This is a genomic window from Pseudomonas sp. PD9R (assembly GCF_019200975.1).
GTDB lineage: Bacteria > Pseudomonadota > Gammaproteobacteria > Pseudomonadales > Pseudomonadaceae > Aquipseudomonas.
The window spans coordinates 113,655-131,524 of record NZ_JAHTMR010000013.1 but is presented as its reverse complement, the minus strand read 5'-3'; the positions used below and the strand labels follow the sequence as shown (position 1 = coordinate 131,524).

The window sequence follows — 17,870 nt, the reverse complement described above, 5'->3', positions numbered from 1 at the left end:
CGCTCCTTGTAGTCAAGGAGGCAGTTTACGACGATAGTTTTAAGCGTTTATGTAGTCCGATTCCGAAAAAAGTAATTGAGTTAAAGCGTGCAAGTAGACACCGATCCCGTCGAGCGCGCGGGATCGGTGTTTAAATCTTTCAATCGATAAACAGATCCGGCATCAGCTTGTCGTTGGTGTCCGGGGCGAACCGATAGTGTTCGAATTCGGTCACGCCGTTCTCCCGCAAAATCTCCTCATCAATCAGCAAACGCCCGGTCAGGCTGCGATTAGTGGTGCTCAGAATCACATGGACGGCATCCGCCATGATCGCCGGCGTGCGCGCATGTTTGAACGACTCTCGCGATCCTAGCTGAAACTCGATCGCTGCCGTGGCAATCATGGTCTGCGGCCACAGCGAGTTGACGCTGATGCCGTAATTCTTGAATTCCTCGCTCATGCCCAGCGTCAGCATGCTCATACCGTATTTGGTCACGGTGTACGGGCTGTATTGAGCGAACCATTTGGTGGCCAGGTTCAGCGGTGGCGAGAGGTTGAGGATGTGCCCGCCGGACTTCTTCAGATATGGCAGGGCGGCCTGACTGCACAGCAGCACGGCGCGGGTGTTGATCTGGTGCATCAGGTCGAAGCGCTTGAGTTCGAGGTGTTGAACCCCGGTCAGCTTGATCGCCCCGGCGTTGTTGACCAATGCATCAATGGCACCGAAAAGTTCGTTGGCCTGGGCTAGCGCCTGATGCACGGCGACTTCATCGCGCACGTCCACCTGCAATGCCAGCGCCTTGCCACCTGCGGCTTCGACTTCCTCGGCCACGCTGTAGATGGTGCCGGGCAACTTGGGGTGCGGCTCGGCACTTTTGGCCGCAATCACGATATTGGCCCCGTCGCGCGCGGCGCGCAGTGCAATCTCGCGGCCGATGCCACGGCTGGCGCCGGTGATGAACAGGGTTTTGCCTTGCAAGGACATGCGTACGCTCCTGATTGTTGTTATCCGAGCCTATCGAAACAACTCGCCTGTGAATGTAGACGATGTGTTTCCGGGTGTACGCGAGCACTGTAGGAGCTGACGAGTGAAACGAGGCTGCGATCTTTTGATCTTGATTTTTTAAGATCAAAAGATCGCAGCCTCGTTTCACTCGTCAGCTCCTACAGGTCCAGGGTCAGGCGGACATTACTTCACGGATATCTTTGGCCAACTCCCGCACGCGTTCTTCCTCGGTATCCCACGAGCACATGAAACGTGCGCCGCCGTTGCCGATGAAGGTGTAGAAGCGCCAGCCCTTGGCCGTCAGGGCGGCGATGGCCGGTTCCGACAGTTGCAGGAACACGCCATTGGCCTGCACCGGGAACATCAACTCCACGCCCGGAATGTCGCTGACCAGTTCGGCGAGCAATTGTGCGCAACGGTTGGCGTGGCGGGCGTACTTGAGCCAGGCGTCGTTTTCCAGAATCCCGACCCACGGTGCCGACAAAAAGCGCATTTTCGAGGCCAGTTGCCCGGCTTGTTTGCAGCGGTAGTCGAAGTCTTCGGCCAGTTTGTGGTTGAAGAACAGAATCGCCTCACCCACGGCCATGCCGTTTTTCGTGCCGCCGAAGCACAGCACGTCGACGCCGGCCTTCCAGGTAAGGTCGGCCGGTGTGCAGCCGAGAAATGCACAGGCATTGGAGAACCGCGCGCCGTCCATGTGCAAGTTCAGACCCAGCTCTTTACAGGTGGCGCTGATCGCACGGATTTCGTCCGGGGTGTAGACGCTGCCGACTTCGGTGGCTTGGGTCAGGGTGACGACGCGGGGTTTCGGGTAGTGGATGTCCTGGCGCTTGAGCGCGACTTCACGGATCGATTCCGGGGTCAGCTTGCCGTTTTCGGTACGGGCGATCAGCAGCTTGGAGCCGTTGGAGAAAAATTCCGGCGCGCCGCATTCGTCGGTTTCGACGTGGGCGGTTTCCGAGCAGATCACGCTGTGGTAACTCTGGCACAGCGACGACAGCGCCAGCGAGTTGGCGGCCGTGCCGTTGAAGGCGAAGAACACTTCGCAGTCGGTTTCGAACAGTTTGCGGAAATCGTCGGACGCGCGGGCGGTCCATTCGTCGTCGCCGTAAGCGCGTTGGTGGCCATGGTTGGCCTGCTCCATGGCAGCCCAGGCTTCAGGGCAAATGCCGGAGTAGTTGTCGCTGGCGAATTGTTGGCTCTTATCGGTCATGGCCTGCTTCCGTGGTCGAGACGCCTATGGTGAAGTGTCTCGTGGTCAATGATGGTGCGCACTGTACCGAAGATCGTCCGGGGAGCACACGGGATGTCACTGTCAGAAAAATACAAGGACGCCGGGCAATTATGCACGTGACCGTGGACGTAAATCAGCACGTAAAGCAGCGCGACGGCGCACTGGACCTGCTCAAGTGGCTGGCATTGCTGAGCATGGTGCTCGATCACCTGCGATATGTCGGTTATTCCGTCGATCTGCTGTATGTGCCGGGGCGCCTGGCGTTCCCGTGGTTTTGCCTGGCAATGGCGGCCAATCTGGCGCGCACGCCGGTAGCGCCGACCAGTGGGCAATGGCGTTATCTGGGCTGGTTGTTACTGTTCAGCGCGGTGAGTGAAATTCCTTACCGGATGTACATTCCCGATCCCGACACGTTGAATGTGTTGCCGACCCTGGCCCTGGGTTTGCTGGTGGCACGTGGCTGGCGGGACCGAACACTGCAAGCGCGATTGCTGGCGGCTTGTGCCGTGGTGCTGGCGGCGGTTTTCTCCGGGCGATTGATGTTCGGTTTCTTTGGCGTTTTGTTGCCGCTGGTGATGCTGCTGGTGTACCGGCGACCCTGGTATTTCGCGCTGCTGCCGGGGCTGATCTGTCTGGCTTCCAATCAATGGCAAGTGCTGTATTACGCCGCACGCCTGGGCAATCCCGCCGCCATTCCCGCCGTCGCCACTTGTCTGATTGCGCCATGGTTGGGACTGTTCCTTTTACGACATGCCCGAGGCGTAAAACCACCACCGATGCGCCGCTGGGCGTATGCCCTCTATCCCATGCATTTCCTCATGCTACTGGCCTTGCGCCAAGCCATCGCCTGACCCCTGCAGGAGCTGCCGCAGGCTGCGATTTTTTGATCTTGCCCTTTTAAAAACCAAAAGATCGCAGCCTGCGGCAGCTCCTATAGAGGCGCGCGTAACCCCGCGCAGCAGCGCATGTCGTAAACGCACCTTTGCGTGGCGTCCATAGGCATTTGACCTCTCTGCGCCGGTCATACCATCGCTATCAAAGGGCACTGCCGAAACGCCAGTGCCTTACCGAGACGAATGGCGCACCGCCGCCGCTGGGAGAGACGCGATGTTCAGCAAGCAAGACAAGATCCAGGGTTACGACGATGCACTGCTGGCGGCGATGAATGCCGAGGAGCAACGTCAGGAAGATCACATCGAGCTGATCGCGTCGGAGAACTACACCAGCAAGCGTGTAATGGAAGCGCAAGGCAGTGGCCTGACCAACAAATATGCCGAAGGCTATCCGGGCAAGCGCTACTACGGTGGCTGCGAGCACGTGGACAAGGTTGAAGCCCTGGCCATCGAACGCGCCAAGCAATTGTTCGGCGCCGATTACGCCAACGTCCAGCCGCACTCCGGTTCTTCTGCCAACAGCGCGGTTTACCTGGCGCTTATCAATGCGGGCGACACCATCCTCGGCATGAGCCTGGCCCACGGCGGTCACCTGACCCACGGCGCCAAAGTGTCGTCCTCGGGCAAGCTGTACAACGCCGTGCAGTACGGGATCAATACCGACACCGGGCTGATCGACTACGACGAAGTCGAGCGCCTGGCCGTCGAATGCAAACCGAAAATGATCGTTGCCGGTTTCTCGGCCTACTCCAAGACCCTCGACTTCCCACGTTTCCGCCAGATCGCCGACAAGGTCGGTGCGCTGCTGTTCGTCGACATGGCTCACGTTGCCGGTCTGGTTGCCGCCGGTCTGTACCCGAATCCGCTGCCGTACGCCGACGTGGTCACCACCACCACCCACAAGACCCTGCGCGGTCCACGTGGCGGCCTGATCCTGGCCAAGTCCAACGAAGAGATCGAGAAAAAACTCAACGCTGCAGTGTTCCCCGGTGCACAGGGTGGCCCACTGATGCACGTCATCGCGGGCAAAGCGGTGTGCTTCAAGGAAGCGCTGGAACCAGGCTTCAAGGCTTATCAGCAACAAGTGATCGACAACGCCCAGGCCATGGCCGGCGTATTTATCAAACGCGGCTACGATGTAGTGTCCGGTGGCACCGACAACCATCTGTTCCTGGTCAGCCTGATCCGTCAGGGCCTCACCGGCAAAGAGGCGGACGCAGCTCTCGGTCGTGCCCACATCACCGTCAACAAAAACGCTGTCCCGAACGATCCACAGTCGCCGTTCGTGACCTCCGGCCTGCGTATCGGCACCCCGGCGGTGACCACTCGCGGCTTCAAGGTTGCTCAATGCGTCACGCTGGCCGGCTGGATCTGCGACATCCTCGACAACCTCGGTGATGCCGATGTCGAGGCCAACGTTGCCCAGCAAGTATCAGCTTTGTGCGCGGACTTCCCGGTTTATCGCTGAGTGCGGTTTTGGAGTAAATGACTATGCAACGCTACTCGGGCTTCGGCCTCTTCAAACACTCTCTCAGCCACCACGAAAACTGGCAGAAAATGTGGCGCACGCCGACCCCTAAAAAGGTCTATGACGTGGTCATCGTCGGCGGTGGCGGGCATGGTCTGGCGACCGCCTACTACCTGGCCAAGGAGCACGGCATCACCAACGTGGCCGTGGTCGAAAAAGGCTGGCTGGGCGGCGGTAACACCGCGCGCAACACCACCATCGTTCGCTCCAACTACCTGTGGGACGAGTCGGCGCACCTGTACGAACACGCGATGAAACTGTGGGAAGGCCTGTCCCAGGACCTGAACTACAACGTGATGTTCTCGCAGCGCGGCGTTTACAACCTGTGCCACACGCTGCAGGACATTCGTGATTCCGAGCGTCGTGTCAGCGCCAACCGCCTCAACGGCGTGGACGGCGAACTGCTTGATGCCAAGCAAGTGGCCGATGAGATTCCGTACCTCGACTGCTCGAAGAACACCCGCTACCCAGTGATGGGCGCAACCGTCCAGCGTCGCGGCGGCGTGGCCCGTCACGATGCCGTGGCCTGGGGCTTTGCCCGTGCGGCAGACGCCTTGGGCGTGGACTTGATCCAGCAGACCGAAGTGATCGGTTTCCGCAAGGAAAACGGCGTGTGCATCGGCGTTGAAACCAACAAGGGCTTCATCGGTGCCAAGCGCGTCGGCGTGGTCACTGCCGGTAACTCCGGGCACATGGCCAAACTGGCCGGTTTCCGTCTGCCGATCGAATCCCACCCGCTGCAAGCGCTGGTGTCCGAGCCGATCAAGCCGATTATCGACAGCGTGATCATGTCTAACGCCGTACACGGTTACATCAGCCAGTCCGACAAAGGCGACCTGGTGATCGGTGCCGGTATCGATGGCTACAACGGCTACGGCCAGCGTGGTTCATACCCGGTGATCGAACACACCATTCAGGCGATCGTCGAGATGTTCCCTGTGCTGTCGCGGGTACGCATGAACCGTCAGTGGGGCGGCATCGTCGATACCACGCCGGATGCCTGCCCAATCATTTCGAAAACCCCGGTACCGAACATGTTCTTCAACTGCGGTTGGGGCACCGGTGGCTTCAAGGCAACACCTGGCTCGGGCAATGTGTTTGCCGCGAGTCTGGCCAAGGGTGAAATGCATCCGTTGGCCGCACCTTTCTCCATCGACCGTTTTCACAACGGTGCGTTGATCGATGAACATGGCGCTGCTGCGGTTGCCCACTAACAGGAGAAATCCCCATGTTGCATATCTTCTGTCCTCACTGCGGCGAACTGCGCTCCGAAGAGGAATTCCACGCATCCGGCCAGGCGCACATTCCGCGTCCACTGGACCCGACCAGTTGCACCGACGAGGAGTGGGGCGACTACATGTTCTTCCGCGACAACCCTCGCGGTCTGCACCATGAACTGTGGATCCACGCCGCCGGTTGCCGTCAGTACTTCAACGCCACCCGCGACACCGTGACCTACGAGATTCTCGAAACCTACAAGATCGGCACCAAGCCACAATTCACCGACAAGACCGATAGCCCGAAAGCGGCGAGCACGGCTCTGGGAGAGAAGGTATGAGCCAGATCAATCGCCTGTCCAACGGCGGACGGATCGACCGCAACAAAGTCTTGAGCTTCACCTTCAACGGCCAGAGCTACAAAGGCTTTGAAGGCGATTCCCTGGCCGCTGCACTGCTGGCCAACGGTGTCGACATCATCGGTCGCAGCTTCAAATATTCTCGTCCGCGTGGCATCTTCGCCGCCGGTGCCGAAGAGCCGAACGCGGTGCTGCAAATCGGCGCCACCGAAGCCACGCAAATCCCGAACGTACGCGCCACGCAACAAGCGCTGTATCAAGGTTTGGTCGCCACCAGCACCAACGGCTGGCCGAGCGTGAACAACGACATGATGGGGATTCTCGGCAAGGTCGGCGGCAAGCTGATGCCGCCGGGCTTCTACTACAAAACCTTCATGTACCCGCAATCGTTCTGGATGACTTACGAGAAGTACATTCGTAAGGCTGCCGGTCTTGGCCGCTCGCCGACCGAGAACGATCCGGACACCTACGACTACATGAACCAACACTGCGACGTGCTGATCGTCGGCGGTGGCCCGGCAGGCCTGGCCGCTGCACTGGCGGCTGCGCGCAGCGGTGCTCGCGTCATCCTGGCCGATGAGCAGGAAGAGTTCGGCGGCAGCCTGCTCGACTCCCGCGAAAGCCTCGACGGCAAGCCTGCCGCCGAATGGGTCGCCAGCGTGATTGCCGAGCTCAAAGACACTCCTGACGTGCTGCTGTTGCCGCGCGCCACCGTCAACGGCTACCACGACCATAACTTCCTGACCATTCACGAGCGCCTGACCGATCACCTCGGTGACCGCGCCCCGATTGGCCAGGTCCGTCAGCGTATCCACCGGGTTCGCGCCAAGCGTGTAGTGCTGGCGACGGGCGCTCACGAGCGTCCACTGGTTTACGGCAACAACGACGTGCCGGGCAACATGCTCGCTGGCGCTGTTTCGACTTACGTGCGCCGTTATGGCGTGGCACCGGGCAAAAAGCTTGTGCTGTCGACCAACAACGACCACGCCTACCGCGTTGCCCTGGATTGGCTCGACGCCAGCCTGCAAGTGGTGGCCATCGCTGACGCCCGCAGCAACCCGCGTGGTGCGCTGGTGGAAGAAGCCCGCGCCAAAGGCATCCGCATCCTCACCGGCAGTGCCGTGATCGAGGCCCGTGGCAGCAAGCATGTAACGGCTGCCCGCGTTGCCGCAATTGATGTCAAAGGACACAAAGTCACCAGCCCTGGCGAATGGCTCGACTGCGACATCGTCGCCAGCTCCGGCGGTTACAGCCCGGTGGTTCACTTGGCCTCGCACCTCGGCGGCAAGCCCACCTGGCGTGAAGACATCCTCGGTTTCGTACCGGGCGAAGCACCGCAGAAACGCGTATGCGTCGGTGGTATCAACGGCGTCTACGGCCTCGGCGATTCCCTGGCCGATGGCTTTGAAGGCGGCGCTCGCGCTGCCAGCGAAGCCGGTTTCAGTGTCGTCGAAGGTACGTTGCCGAAAGCGCTGGCGCGTCTGGAAGAGCCGACGCTGGCGCTGTTCCAGGTGCCGCATGAAAAGAACACTGCACGGGCACCGAAGCAATTCGTCGACCTGCAAAACGACGTCACCGCAGCGGCCATCGAACTGGCAACCCGCGAAGGCTTCGAGTCGGTCGAGCACGTCAAGCGCTATACCGCACTGGGCTTTGGCACCGATCAGGGCAAGCTCGGTAACGTCAACGGTCTGGCCATCGCCGCCCGTTCGCTGAACGTGACCATCCCGCAGATGGGCACCACCATGTTCCGCCCGAACTACACGCCGGTGACGTTCGGCGCTGTGGCCGGTCGTCACTGTGGGCACATCTTCGAGCCTGTACGTTTCACCGCACTGCATCACTGGCACGTAAAAAACGGTGCCGAGTTTGAAGACGTCGGTCAGTGGAAACGTCCTTGGTACTTCCCGAAAGGCGGCGAAGACCTGCATGCCGCAGTCAAGCGCGAATGCAAAGCCGTGCGCGACAGCGTCGGCCTGCTGGACGCTTCGACCCTGGGCAAAATCGACATCCAGGGCCCGGACGCGCGTGAGTTCCTCAACCGCATCTACACCAACGCCTGGACCAAACTCGATGTGGGCAAGGCGCGTTACGGCCTGATGTGTAAAGAAGACGGCATGGTGTTCGACGACGGCGTAACTGCCTGCCTGGCCGACAACCATTTCGTGATGACCACCACCACCGGCGGCGCTGCACGTGTGCTGCAATGGCTGGAAATCTACCAACAGACCGAATGGCCAGACCTGAAGGTGTACTTCACTTCCGTGACGGATCACTGGGCGACCATGACCCTGTCCGGACCGAACAGCCGCAAGCTGCTCAGCGAGGTCACCGACATTGACCTGAGCAATGAAGCGTTCCCATTCATGACCTGGAAAGAAGGTCTGGTGGGCGGTGTGCCGGCGCGGGTGTTCCGGATCTCGTTTACCGGTGAACTGTCGTACGAAGTCAACGTGCAAGCCGACTACGCCATGGGCGTGCTGGAAAAAATCGTCGACGCGGGCAAGAAGTACAACCTGACCCCGTACGGCACCGAAACCATGCACGTACTGCGGGCCGAGAAGGGCTTCATCATCGTCGGCCAGGACACTGACGGCTCGATGACTCCGGACGACCTGAACATGGGCTGGTGTGTCGGTCGCACCAAACCGTTTTCGTGGATCGGCCAGCGCGGCATGAACCGTGAAGACTGCGTGCGTGATCAACGTAAGCAACTGGTTGGCCTGAAGCCGATCGATCCGACCCAATGGCTGCCGGAAGGTGCGCAACTGGTGTTCAACACCAAGCAAGCGATCCCGATGACCATGGTCGGCCACGTGACCTCCAGCTACGCGCACAACTCCCTCGGCTATTCGTTTGCCATGGGCGTGGTCAAGGGCGGGTTGCAGCGTATGGGTGAGCGCGTGTTCGCACCGCTGGCCGATGGCAGCGTGATCGAAGCGGAAATCGTTTCTTCGGTGTTCTTCGATCCAAAGGGTGATCGCCAGAACATCTAACACCACAGCTCCCGTAGGAGCGAGGCTTGCCCGCGAAGAACGATAACGCGGGGCCTCAGATAAACCGCGTCGCTGCCTTCGCGGGCAAGCCTCGCTCCTACGGTGTGTCGTACGAATTCAGGAAAGGTGCTTTATGACCGCAGCCAATGTTTACCAACAACGCCCAACCGCCGGGGCAAAGGCCGAGTCGTCGCTGCATCACGCCGACCTCGCCAGCCTGGTGGGTAAGGGTCGCAAAAACGCCGGTGTGACCGTGCGTGAGAAAAAACTCCTCGGCCACCTGACCCTCCGTGGCGATGGCCACGATGCCGCGTTCGCCGCTGGCGTGCACAAGGCACTCGGCATCGAACTGCCGGGCGCGCTGAGCGTCATCGTCAAAGGCGAAACCAGCCTGCAATGGATGGGGCCGGATGAATGGTTGCTGATCGTCCCGACCGGTGAAGAGTTCGCCGCCGAGCAAAAACTGCGTGAAGCGCTGGGCGACCTGCACATCCAGATCGTCAACGTCAGCGGCGGCCAGCAGATCCTCGAACTGAGCGGCCCGAACGTGCGCCAGGTATTGATGAAGTCCACCAGCTACGACGTACACCCCAACAGCTTCCCGGTGGGCAAGGCAGTCGGCACGGTGTTCGCCAAGTCGCAACTGGTGATCCGCCATACCGCTGAAGACACCTGGGAACTGCTGATCCGTCGCAGCTTCTCGGATTACTGGTGGTTGTGGTTGCAGGATGCTGCGGCGGAATACGGCCTCAGCGTCCAGGCCTGATCACAACCTTACTCTGTAGGAGCGAGCCTGCTCGCGATGGACTTGAGAGCGACGCGTTAAATCAGGAATTACGCGTCATCGTTGACCTCCATCGCGAGCAGGCTCGCTCCTACAGGAGGGCAGCTTCGTTTACCGATGTCTCAGGAGTTACCGCACTATGAGCCGCGCCCCAGACACATGGATTCTGACCGCCGACTGCCCTAGCGTCCTCGGCACCGTGGACGCGGTGACGCGGTTTCTGTTTGAGCAGGGCTGCTACGTCACCGAACACCACTCCTTCGATGATCGGCTCTCGGGTCGCTTCTTCATTCGGGTGGAGTTCCGCCAGCCTGATGGTTTCGACGAGCAGTCGTTCCGCGCGGGCCTCGCCGAGCGCGGTGCAGCTTTCGGCATGATCTTCGAGCTGACGGCACCGAACTACCGGCCAAAGGTGGTGATCATGGTTTCCAAGGCCGATCACTGCCTCAACGACTTGCTCTACCGCCAGCGCATCGGTCAGTTGTCGATGGATGTCGCCGCCGTGGTCTCCAACCACCCGGACCTTAAGCCCCTCGCCGATTGGCACCAGATTCCGTACTACCACTTCCCGCTGGACCCCAATGACAAGCCATCCCAGGAACGTCAGGTCTTGCAGGTGATCGAAGAGTCCGGTGCCGAACTGGTGATCCTTGCCCGTTACATGCAAGTGCTGTCGCCGGAGCTGTGCCGCAAACTCGACGGCAAGGCGATCAACATCCATCACTCCCTGCTGCCGGGTTTCAAAGGTGCCAAGCCTTATCACCAGGCCTACAACAAGGGCGTGAAACTGGTCGGTGCCACCGCCCACTACATCAACAACGATTTGGACGAAGGGCCGATCATCGCCCAGGGCGTTGAAGTGGTGGATCACAGTCATTACCCGGAAGACCTGATTGCCAAGGGGCGGGATATTGAAGGGCTGACGTTGGCGCGGGCGGTGGGTTATCACATTGAGAGAAGAGTGTTTTTGAACGCCAACAGAACGGTGGTTTTGTAGCCTTCTTGAGTCCACCAGGATCGCAGCCTTCGGCAGCTCCTACAGGGGTATGCGATCAATGTAGGAGCTGCCGAAGGCTGCGATTTTTTGATTTACCGAGCAATCAACGCGGCGCCCAACGTTGGCGACGCGACCGCTACATAAAAACAACAGCGAGGTGAAAGCATGTCTGGCAATCGTGGTGTGGTGTATCTCGGCGGTGGCAAGGTCGAAGTACAGAAAATCGACTATCCGAAAATGCAGGACCCGCGCGGCAGGAAGATCGAGCACGGTGTGATCCTGCGCGTCGTTTCCACCAATATCTGTGGTTCCGACCAGCACATGGTGCGCGGTCGTACCACCGCTCAAACCGGCCTGGTGCTGGGTCATGAGATCACTGGCGAAGTGATCGAGAAGGGCAGCGACGTCGAGAACCTGAAAATCGGCGACCTGGTCTCTGTGCCGTTCAACGTGGCTTGCGGGCGCTGCCGTTCCTGCAAAGAGCAACACACCGGCGTGTGCCTGTCCGTTAACCCGGCCCGCCCAGGTGGTGCCTATGGTTATGTCGACATGGGCGACTGGACCGGTGGCCAGGCTGAATACGCCATGGTGCCGTACGCCGACTTCAACCTGCTGAAACTGCCGGACCGCGACCGGGCCATGGAAAAAATCCGTGACCTGACCTGCCTCTCCGACATCCTGCCCACCGGTTACCACGGTGCAGTGACTGCCGGCGTTGGCCCAGGCAGCACCGTTTACATCGCAGGTGCCGGCCCGGTTGGTCTGGCCGCGGCTGCTTCGGCTCGCCTGTTGGGCGCTGCTGTAGTCATCGTCGGTGACGTCAACCCGATCCGTCTGGCGCACGCCAAGGCCCAGGGTTTCGAAATCGCTGACCTGTCGCTCGACACTCCACTGCACGAGCAAATCGCTGCACTGCTCGGCGAGCCAGAAGTGGACTGCGCCGTTGACGCCGTAGGCTTCGAAGCGCGCGGTCACGGCCATGCCGGTGTAAAACACGAAGCGCCAGCCACCGTACTCAACTCGCTGATGGGCGTGGTACGCGTGGCAGGCAAGATCGGTATCCCTGGCCTCTACGTCACCGAAGATCCAGGTGCCGTCGATGCCGCCGCAAAAATGGGCAGCCTGAGCATTCGCTTCGGTTTGGGCTGGGCCAAATCCCACAGCTTCCACACTGGCCAGACCCCGGTGATGAAGTACAACCGCCAGTTGATGCAGGCAATCATGTGGGACCGTATCCACATTGCCGACATCGTTGGGGTCGAGGTGATCAGCCTGGACGACGCGCCACGTGGTTACGGCGAGTTCGATGCCGGCGTGCCGAAGAAGTTTGTGATCGATCCGCACAAACTGTTCAGCGCGGCGTAAGCCTTTACGCAACGTAAAACGGCGACCTTCGGGTCGCCGTTTTTTTTTGGATCAAAAGATCGCGTCACCTGTAGGAGCTGCCGAAGGCTGCGATCTTTTGATCTTATGCTTTCAACGCGCCGCCAACGCCCCTTGATACAACACCGGCCCCGTCGGTTGCCCGGTCGGCGAACCACCCTGCGGTTCAAGACTCACTGCCAGCGCAATCGGCTTGCCGATCAACGCTTTCTGCGCCTCGCTCAGCTCAACCTTGCCTTTGCCGTCCGCCGGAATCACCCCGAGGGAAATCGGTTTGCCATCCGCCGGGATCGCCCACAGTTCCAGGCTGCGGCCAGGTTCGACGGCGGCGAGGGTCAGCGGTTCGACTTTCAGATAATCCTTATGCGCTTCGACCTTCAGCGCTGGCTGCGCGTCGGCCGTCACCAAGGTGGCGCTATAGCGCGCCGTGTCGCGGTTGTAGAGCACGCCCAAGGTCACGGCAATCACCAGCGAGCAGATCGCCGCCGTAATCCGCAGCCAATTCCAGAACGGACGTTTCTCCGGCACATGCAGTACTTGCGGTTCTATGCGCGCGGTAATGCCTTGCCAGACGCGCTCCGGTACTGGCTGCTCTGGCAGTGCTTCGGTCAGGCTCGCGAGGCTTTCTTGCCATTGCGCCAGTTCCGTTCGCAGCGCGGCGTCTTCCAGCAACAGCTGTTCAAAGCGCCGACGTGCGGCAGCAGGCATCAGGCCGGTGGCGTAGTCGGCGGCGAGGGCGCGGCGCAGGGTTGCGGTTTGATAGTTCATGATTCAAGGCACCTGCGCAGGCGTTCCATGCCGCGCCGGATCCAGGACTTCACCGAACCCAGCGGCACCGCGAGGTGTTCGGCGAGCTCCGAACCGGAGAGTCCCTGAAAGTAGGCGATAGTGATCGATTGGCGTTGCATGCCTTCGAGGCTGTCCAGGCAGCGGTTCAAGGCGCTGGCCTCGCGGGCGCTGTTCAATTGTTCGTGGGCCGATGGGCTTTCATCCATCAGGGCCTGTTCTTCGAGATCGCTCAACGGTCGGTCGCGATGCTTGCGCAACTGATCGATGGCTTGATTGCGCGTGATGTTGATCATCCAGGTCAACGGCGCCGACAGATGTGATTCGTAGCGCGAGGCGTTATTCCAGATTCGTACGAAGCTTTCTTGCAGCACTTCTTCCGCCAGGTCCGGGCGCCCCATGAAACGCAGCGCCACGCCATGCAAGCGTGGGCCGACACTGCGGTAAAGCGTCTCGAATGCGCGGCGGTCGCCCAGTGAACATTGGGCCAGAAGCTGTCTGAGCTGGTCGGCGTCGGCGATGGGAATAGCGGTTCTCCAGGCAATCGAGGGGGCAAGGGTGGACTGCGTGCGATGCCGGTTGCAGGCAGAGGTTAGTTCACGGTGCGCACTTGTTCCATTCACGGGTGGACACCTCGGAAAATCCGCCGGCCCCGATGCGCAGGACCGGCGGTTCGGTTCAGCTTTTCGGCATCAGTACTTTGTCGATGACCTGAATCACACCGTTGGACTGGTACACGTCGTAGGTGGTGATGTCGGCGACGTCACCTTTTTCATCCTTGATGGTGATGTTGTGCGGGCCGTTCATCATCACCCAGAGCTTGCCGCCGGCGACGGTGGTCAGTTCGGCTTTGCCACCACCGGCCTTGATCTTCTCGGCCAGGGTCATCATGTCGAGTTTCCCGGCAACCACGTGGTAGGTGAGGATGTGGGTCAGCGTGGCCTTGTTGGCCGGTTTGAGCAGGGTATCGACGGTGCCGGCGGGCAGGGCGGTGAAGGCCGAGTTGACCGGGGCAAACACGGTGAACGGGCCTTTGCCTTTGAGGGTGTCGACCAGGCCCGCGGCTTTGACGGCGGCGACCAGGGTGGTGTGGTCGGCGGAGTTTACGGCGTTGTCGACGATGTCCTTGCTCGGCAGCATGCTTTGGCCGCCGACCGTGACGGTGTCGTGGCTCATGTCCGCTGCTTGCACAGTGTTCAGGGTGAATCCGCCAAGGGCCAGAGTCAGAAGGCTGGCAATCAGCGGGGTTTTGATCGAGGTGCGTTTCATGGTGATGATCCTTGTGGGGAGAATCGGCCAGGAATGTCTGTCCGTGGTTGATATACGTGGGTGGGATCAGACTGGATGCACGCGAACACAATTTATGCAGGAGCTGCCGAAGGCTGCGATCTTTTGACCTTGATTATGAAAATCAAAAGATCGCAGCCTTCGGCAGCTCCTACAGGGGGTATCGCCAGTTCGCGGGGGTGGGAACAATCTGTGAAGGTGTCAGTCCAACACACAGTTTTTCGCCGTCCATTACCGGGCGGTTTTTATTGAGGATGTCTGGATGAAGATTTCACGCGGTTTTGTACTGGCTTCGCTGATGAGTCTGGCGGCCAGCCCGGTCTTCGCACAGTTCAGCCTGGGCGATGCGGCCAACGCCATTTCGGGAATGAAGGGCGGCAACGCGGCCACCAATGCGGCACCGACCCCGCAGACAGCCGACCTGCTGGGCGCGCTCAGCCAATTGAACGTGACGCCACAGCAAGCCGTCGGTGGCACCGGTGCGATGCTGGGCCTGGCGAAGAATCAGTTGAGTTCGACCGACTATTCGGAACTGGCCAAAAGCGTGCCGGGGATCGACAAGCTGTCGGGCGGCGGCGAACTGGGCGCGCTCGCCGGTTTGCTCGGCTCGTCGGGAAAAGCGGCAGGGCTGGATAACGCCCTGGGCAACGTCAAGGACACCAACGACCTGAACAACGCCTTCAGCGCGCTGGGCATGGACAGCGGCATGATAGGCCAGTTTGCTCCGGTGATCCTGCAATACCTCGGTCAGCAGGGTGTCGGTGGTTCGCTGTTGCAAAGCCTCGGTGGAATCTGGGGCACCGGTAGCTGATCAGTGGCTTTCGGCGCGCAAGGCGTCGATGCGCTGGTCCTTCTCGATCCAGAGCTGGTTGACCCAGTTCTGGATGTCTTTGCGAAACAACGGATCGTTTTCGTAATCGCCCTGCCACAGCACCGGATCGAGTTCGCGGGTCTTGATGTCGATGATGACCCTCGGCACGTTGCCGCTGATCAAATCCCAAAACCCAGGAATCGTTTGCTGTGGATAGACCACGGTCACGTCGAGAATCGCGTCCAGCTGTTCACCCATCGCCGCCAGCACGAAGGCCACGCCGCCGGCTTTAGGCCTGAGCAGGTGGCTGAACGGTGACGCTTGCTGAGCACTTTTGGCCGCGGTAAATCGGGTGCCTTCCAGGTAATTGACCACCGTCACCGGCTGGCGCTTGAACAGCTCGCAGGCTTGTTTGGTGATCTCCAGATCCTTGCCGGCAAGCGTTGGATTCTTCGCCAGAAACGCCTTGGTGTAGCGCTTCATGAATGGGTAATCCAGCGCCCACCACGCCAGCCCGAGGAACGGCACCCAGATCAGCTCTTTCTTGAGGAAAAACTTGAAGAACGGCGTGCGCCGATTCAACGTCTGGATCAATGCCGGAATATCGACCCAGGATTGATGATTGCTGATCACCAGATACGAGGTGTCACCGCGCAGGTCGTCACCGCCGCGAATGTCCCATTGAGTGGGGATGCACAGACGGAAAATCAGCTTGTCGATTTCAGCCCAGGTCTCGGCGATCCACATCACCGCCCAGGAGGCGTAATCGCGAAAGCGTCCGGGCAGGACCAGTTTGAACAGGGCTAACACCATCAGCGGCCCGAACAGGACCAGGGTGTTGAGCAACAGCAGCAGGGTGACGAAACAGCCGGTGAGCAGGCGGCGCATAAGTAACTCTTGAAAGCGTTTGGGCGCGCCATGATAAGCAGCTTCCGGCGGCAGGCCAAATCAACGGTGACGAATGTTTCACCTTTGGCCCGTTAACCTCGGACTCATGAAGATCCCCTGTGGCGAGGGAGCTTGCTCCCGCTTGGCTGCGGAACAGCTCTAAAGTCATACGCTACGTTGTTTCAGGGGAACCGGGAGCGTCGGATTGATGGCCGCTTCGCAGCCAAACGGGAGCAAGCTCCCTCGCCACAAAGGTCTGTGCCAGACCAACTATCTGTGTTTTTTACGGTCTAGAATTCGGCCTCTGTGCCCCATTTCCCAAGGAAGCCCATTACGTGAAATCCCTCCTTGCACTGCTTTCCCTCGTAGCCCTGCCGGTGCTGGCCGCCGAGCCGACCCTGTACGGTCGTTACGAATACATCGCGCTGCCGGAAATCGGCGGTGAAGTACTCAAGGCCAAGATGGACACCGGTGCGCTGACTGCGTCGCTGTCGGCCAAGGATATCGAAACCTTTACCCGCGACGGCGAGAACTGGGTACGTTTTCGCCTCGCGACCAAGGACGCGAGCAACAAGGTCTACGAGCACAAAGTCGCGCGGATCAGCAAGATCAAGACCCGCTCCGAGGAAGACGAAGAGGACAAGGACGTGATCGAACCCACCAAGCGTCCAGTGGTCGATCTGGAGTTGTGCCTGGGTAACGTGAAACGCACGGTTGAGGTCAACCTGACCGACCGCAGCAGCTTCAATTACCCGCTATTGATTGGCGCAAAAGCCCTGCGCGAGTTCGGCGCGGCGGTGAACCCGGCGCGGCGATTTACGGCGGACAAGCCGGATTGCTGATTAATACAGGCTGAGCCGGTGTGATGCCTTCGCGAGCAAGCTCGCTCGCACAGGGATCTCCAGTGAACACAAAGTTTGTGCGCACCACAGATCAAATGTGGGAGCGAGCTTGCTCGCGATTAGGGCAGTACGGTCAACGAAGATTTAAAGCTTCGGCATCGTCGCAATCATCGAAGCCCGCTGACTCACCTCGAAGTACCACCCCGCCAACTGCGGATTCACCTCGCGCCAATCCAGATCCGGATGACGCAAATCCAGATAACCCAACGCACACGCCACGCTGATCGCTGCCACATCGAAATGGCTGGTCAGCTCGGCAATTGCGTCCTTCTCCAGCAACGACAAGGTGCGGCGGATTTTGTCGCGTTGGCCGTCGAGCCATTCGTCCCAGTGTTTTTCCGGGGAGCGCAGGGCGGTTTCGTAGCGCACCAGCACCGCCGCATCCATGATTCCGTCGGCCAGCGAGGCCAGGGTCAGGCGGCGCCAGCGGGCCGAGCCTTCGCGGGGAATCAGCGGGTTGCCGACGTGTTGATGATCGAGGTAGTCGAGGATCACCCGGCTGTCGTGGATGACGTTGCCGTCGGCCAGGCGCAGGGCCGGGATCTTGCTCAGAGGGTTATCGTCGATAAGAGTCAGGTCCGGGTTGACCGGGGTCAGCACGCTGGTCTGCAACGCCACACGGTTCTGTTGACCGGTTTCGTGCAGCAGCACCATCACTTTGCGAACGAAGGGTGAAAGAGGGTTGTGGTACAGGGTCATGCTCGGGGCGGACATGGCGACGACTCGGTCGGGGGCGGTGTCGGGCAGCATAGCGTGTTGGTTCGGTAGCTCAAACCGAACCCTGTAGGAGCGAGGCTTGCCCGCGAATGCGGTGCGTCAG

General features: G+C 60.2%; 17 protein-coding genes. 10 read left to right on the top strand and 7 right to left on the bottom strand.

Features of this window, described 5'->3' with window-relative positions; all coding sequences use genetic code 11:
- Window positions 1–139: 139 nt before the first annotated feature.
- Both KUF73_RS23045 and KUF73_RS23040 read right to left on the bottom strand, forming a co-directional pair.
- Entirely contained in the window at window positions 140–964 is an 825-nt protein-coding gene (locus tag KUF73_RS23045; protein WP_218440316.1) for an NAD(P)-dependent oxidoreductase, read from the bottom strand.
- 193 nt (window positions 965–1,157) lie between these two features.
- Complete coding sequence (locus tag KUF73_RS23040) at window positions 1,158–2,198, bottom strand: low specificity L-threonine aldolase (RefSeq protein WP_218440315.1); 1,041 nt, start codon at window positions 2,196–2,198, stop codon at window positions 1,158–1,160.
- A gap of 131 nt (window positions 2,199–2,329) precedes the next feature.
- Between KUF73_RS23040 and KUF73_RS23035 the strand changes: the two genes are divergently transcribed.
- The 8 genes from KUF73_RS23035 (at window position 2,330) to fdhA (ending at window position 12,358) form a co-directional block, all read left to right on the top strand.
- The gene (locus KUF73_RS23035; protein WP_256345674.1) at window positions 2,330–3,070 is read left to right on the top strand and encodes a TraX family protein; all 741 of its coding nucleotides are present in this window, start codon (window positions 2,330–2,332) and stop codon (window positions 3,068–3,070) included.
- A gap of 256 nt (window positions 3,071–3,326) precedes the next feature.
- Window positions 3,327–4,580, top strand: a complete 1,254-nt coding sequence (gene glyA / locus KUF73_RS23030; RefSeq protein ID WP_218440313.1) for a serine hydroxymethyltransferase — start codon at window positions 3,327–3,329, stop codon at window positions 4,578–4,580.
- Between the two features lie 23 nt (window positions 4,581–4,603).
- Entirely contained in the window at window positions 4,604–5,854 is a 1,251-nt protein-coding gene (locus KUF73_RS23025) for a sarcosine oxidase subunit beta (protein ID WP_007947735.1), read from the top strand.
- 14 nt (window positions 5,855–5,868) lie between these two features.
- The gene (locus KUF73_RS23020) at window positions 5,869–6,198 is read left to right on the top strand and encodes a sarcosine oxidase subunit delta (protein WP_123513161.1); all 330 of its coding nucleotides are present in this window, start codon (window positions 5,869–5,871) and stop codon (window positions 6,196–6,198) included.
- Window positions 6,195–9,212 carry a sarcosine oxidase subunit alpha gene (locus tag KUF73_RS23015; protein ID WP_218440312.1) on the top strand — a complete coding sequence of 1,006 codons (3,018 nt, stop codon included), beginning with the start codon at window positions 6,195–6,197 and terminating at the stop codon, window positions 9,210–9,212. The genes KUF73_RS23020 and KUF73_RS23015 overlap by 4 nt, the downstream gene beginning before the upstream one ends.
- A 133-nt stretch (window positions 9,213–9,345) precedes the next feature.
- Entirely contained in the window at window positions 9,346–9,978 is a 633-nt protein-coding gene (locus KUF73_RS23010; RefSeq protein ID WP_218440311.1) for a sarcosine oxidase subunit gamma, read from the top strand.
- Between the two features lie 157 nt (window positions 9,979–10,135).
- On the top strand, window positions 10,136–10,993 hold the full coding sequence (gene purU, locus KUF73_RS23005; RefSeq protein WP_218440310.1) for a formyltetrahydrofolate deformylase: 858 nt from the start codon (window positions 10,136–10,138) through the stop codon (window positions 10,991–10,993).
- A gap of 165 nt (window positions 10,994–11,158) precedes the next feature.
- On the top strand, window positions 11,159–12,358 hold the full coding sequence (gene fdhA / locus KUF73_RS23000) for a formaldehyde dehydrogenase, glutathione-independent (RefSeq protein WP_218440309.1): 1,200 nt from the start codon (window positions 11,159–11,161) through the stop codon (window positions 12,356–12,358).
- 111 nt (window positions 12,359–12,469) lie between these two features.
- Here fdhA and KUF73_RS22995 read toward each other — a convergent pair whose 3' ends face one another.
- The 3 genes from KUF73_RS22995 to KUF73_RS22985 are packed head-to-tail and all read right to left on the bottom strand — an operon-like array spanning window position 12,470 to window position 14,431.
- Window positions 12,470–13,144, bottom strand: a complete 675-nt coding sequence (locus KUF73_RS22995; protein WP_218440308.1) for an anti-sigma factor domain-containing protein — start codon at window positions 13,142–13,144, stop codon at window positions 12,470–12,472.
- Window positions 13,141–13,785, bottom strand: a complete 645-nt coding sequence (locus tag KUF73_RS22990) for an RNA polymerase sigma factor (protein WP_218440307.1) — start codon at window positions 13,783–13,785, stop codon at window positions 13,141–13,143. Before KUF73_RS22990 ends, KUF73_RS22995 begins: the two co-directional genes overlap by 4 nt.
- A 55-nt stretch (window positions 13,786–13,840) precedes the next feature.
- Window positions 13,841–14,431, bottom strand: coding sequence for a fasciclin domain-containing protein (locus KUF73_RS22985; protein ID WP_218440306.1), 591 nt, complete (start codon window positions 14,429–14,431; stop codon window positions 13,841–13,843).
- Between the two features lie 280 nt (window positions 14,432–14,711).
- On the opposite strand from KUF73_RS22985, the gene KUF73_RS22980 reads away from it, so the two are divergent.
- Window positions 14,712–15,260, top strand: coding sequence for a DUF2780 domain-containing protein (locus KUF73_RS22980; RefSeq protein WP_218440305.1), 549 nt, complete (start codon window positions 14,712–14,714; stop codon window positions 15,258–15,260).
- Here the strand turns inward: KUF73_RS22980 and KUF73_RS22975 are convergent, their stop codons facing one another.
- A complete protein-coding gene (locus KUF73_RS22975) occupies window positions 15,261–16,148 on the bottom strand; it encodes an acyltransferase (RefSeq protein WP_218440304.1) in 888 nt (295 codons plus the stop codon). It abuts the gene before it with no gap.
- A gap of 335 nt (window positions 16,149–16,483) precedes the next feature.
- Between KUF73_RS22975 and KUF73_RS22970 the strand changes: the two genes are divergently transcribed.
- Window positions 16,484–16,990, top strand: coding sequence for an ATP-dependent zinc protease (locus KUF73_RS22970; protein ID WP_218440303.1), 507 nt, complete (start codon window positions 16,484–16,486; stop codon window positions 16,988–16,990).
- 144 nt (window positions 16,991–17,134) lie between these two features.
- Here KUF73_RS22970 and KUF73_RS22965 read toward each other — a convergent pair whose 3' ends face one another.
- Window positions 17,135–17,764 carry a glutathione S-transferase gene (locus tag KUF73_RS22965; protein WP_218440302.1) on the bottom strand — a complete coding sequence of 210 codons (630 nt, stop codon included), beginning with the start codon at window positions 17,762–17,764 and terminating at the stop codon, window positions 17,135–17,137.
- Window positions 17,765–17,870: the final 106 nt, after the last annotated feature.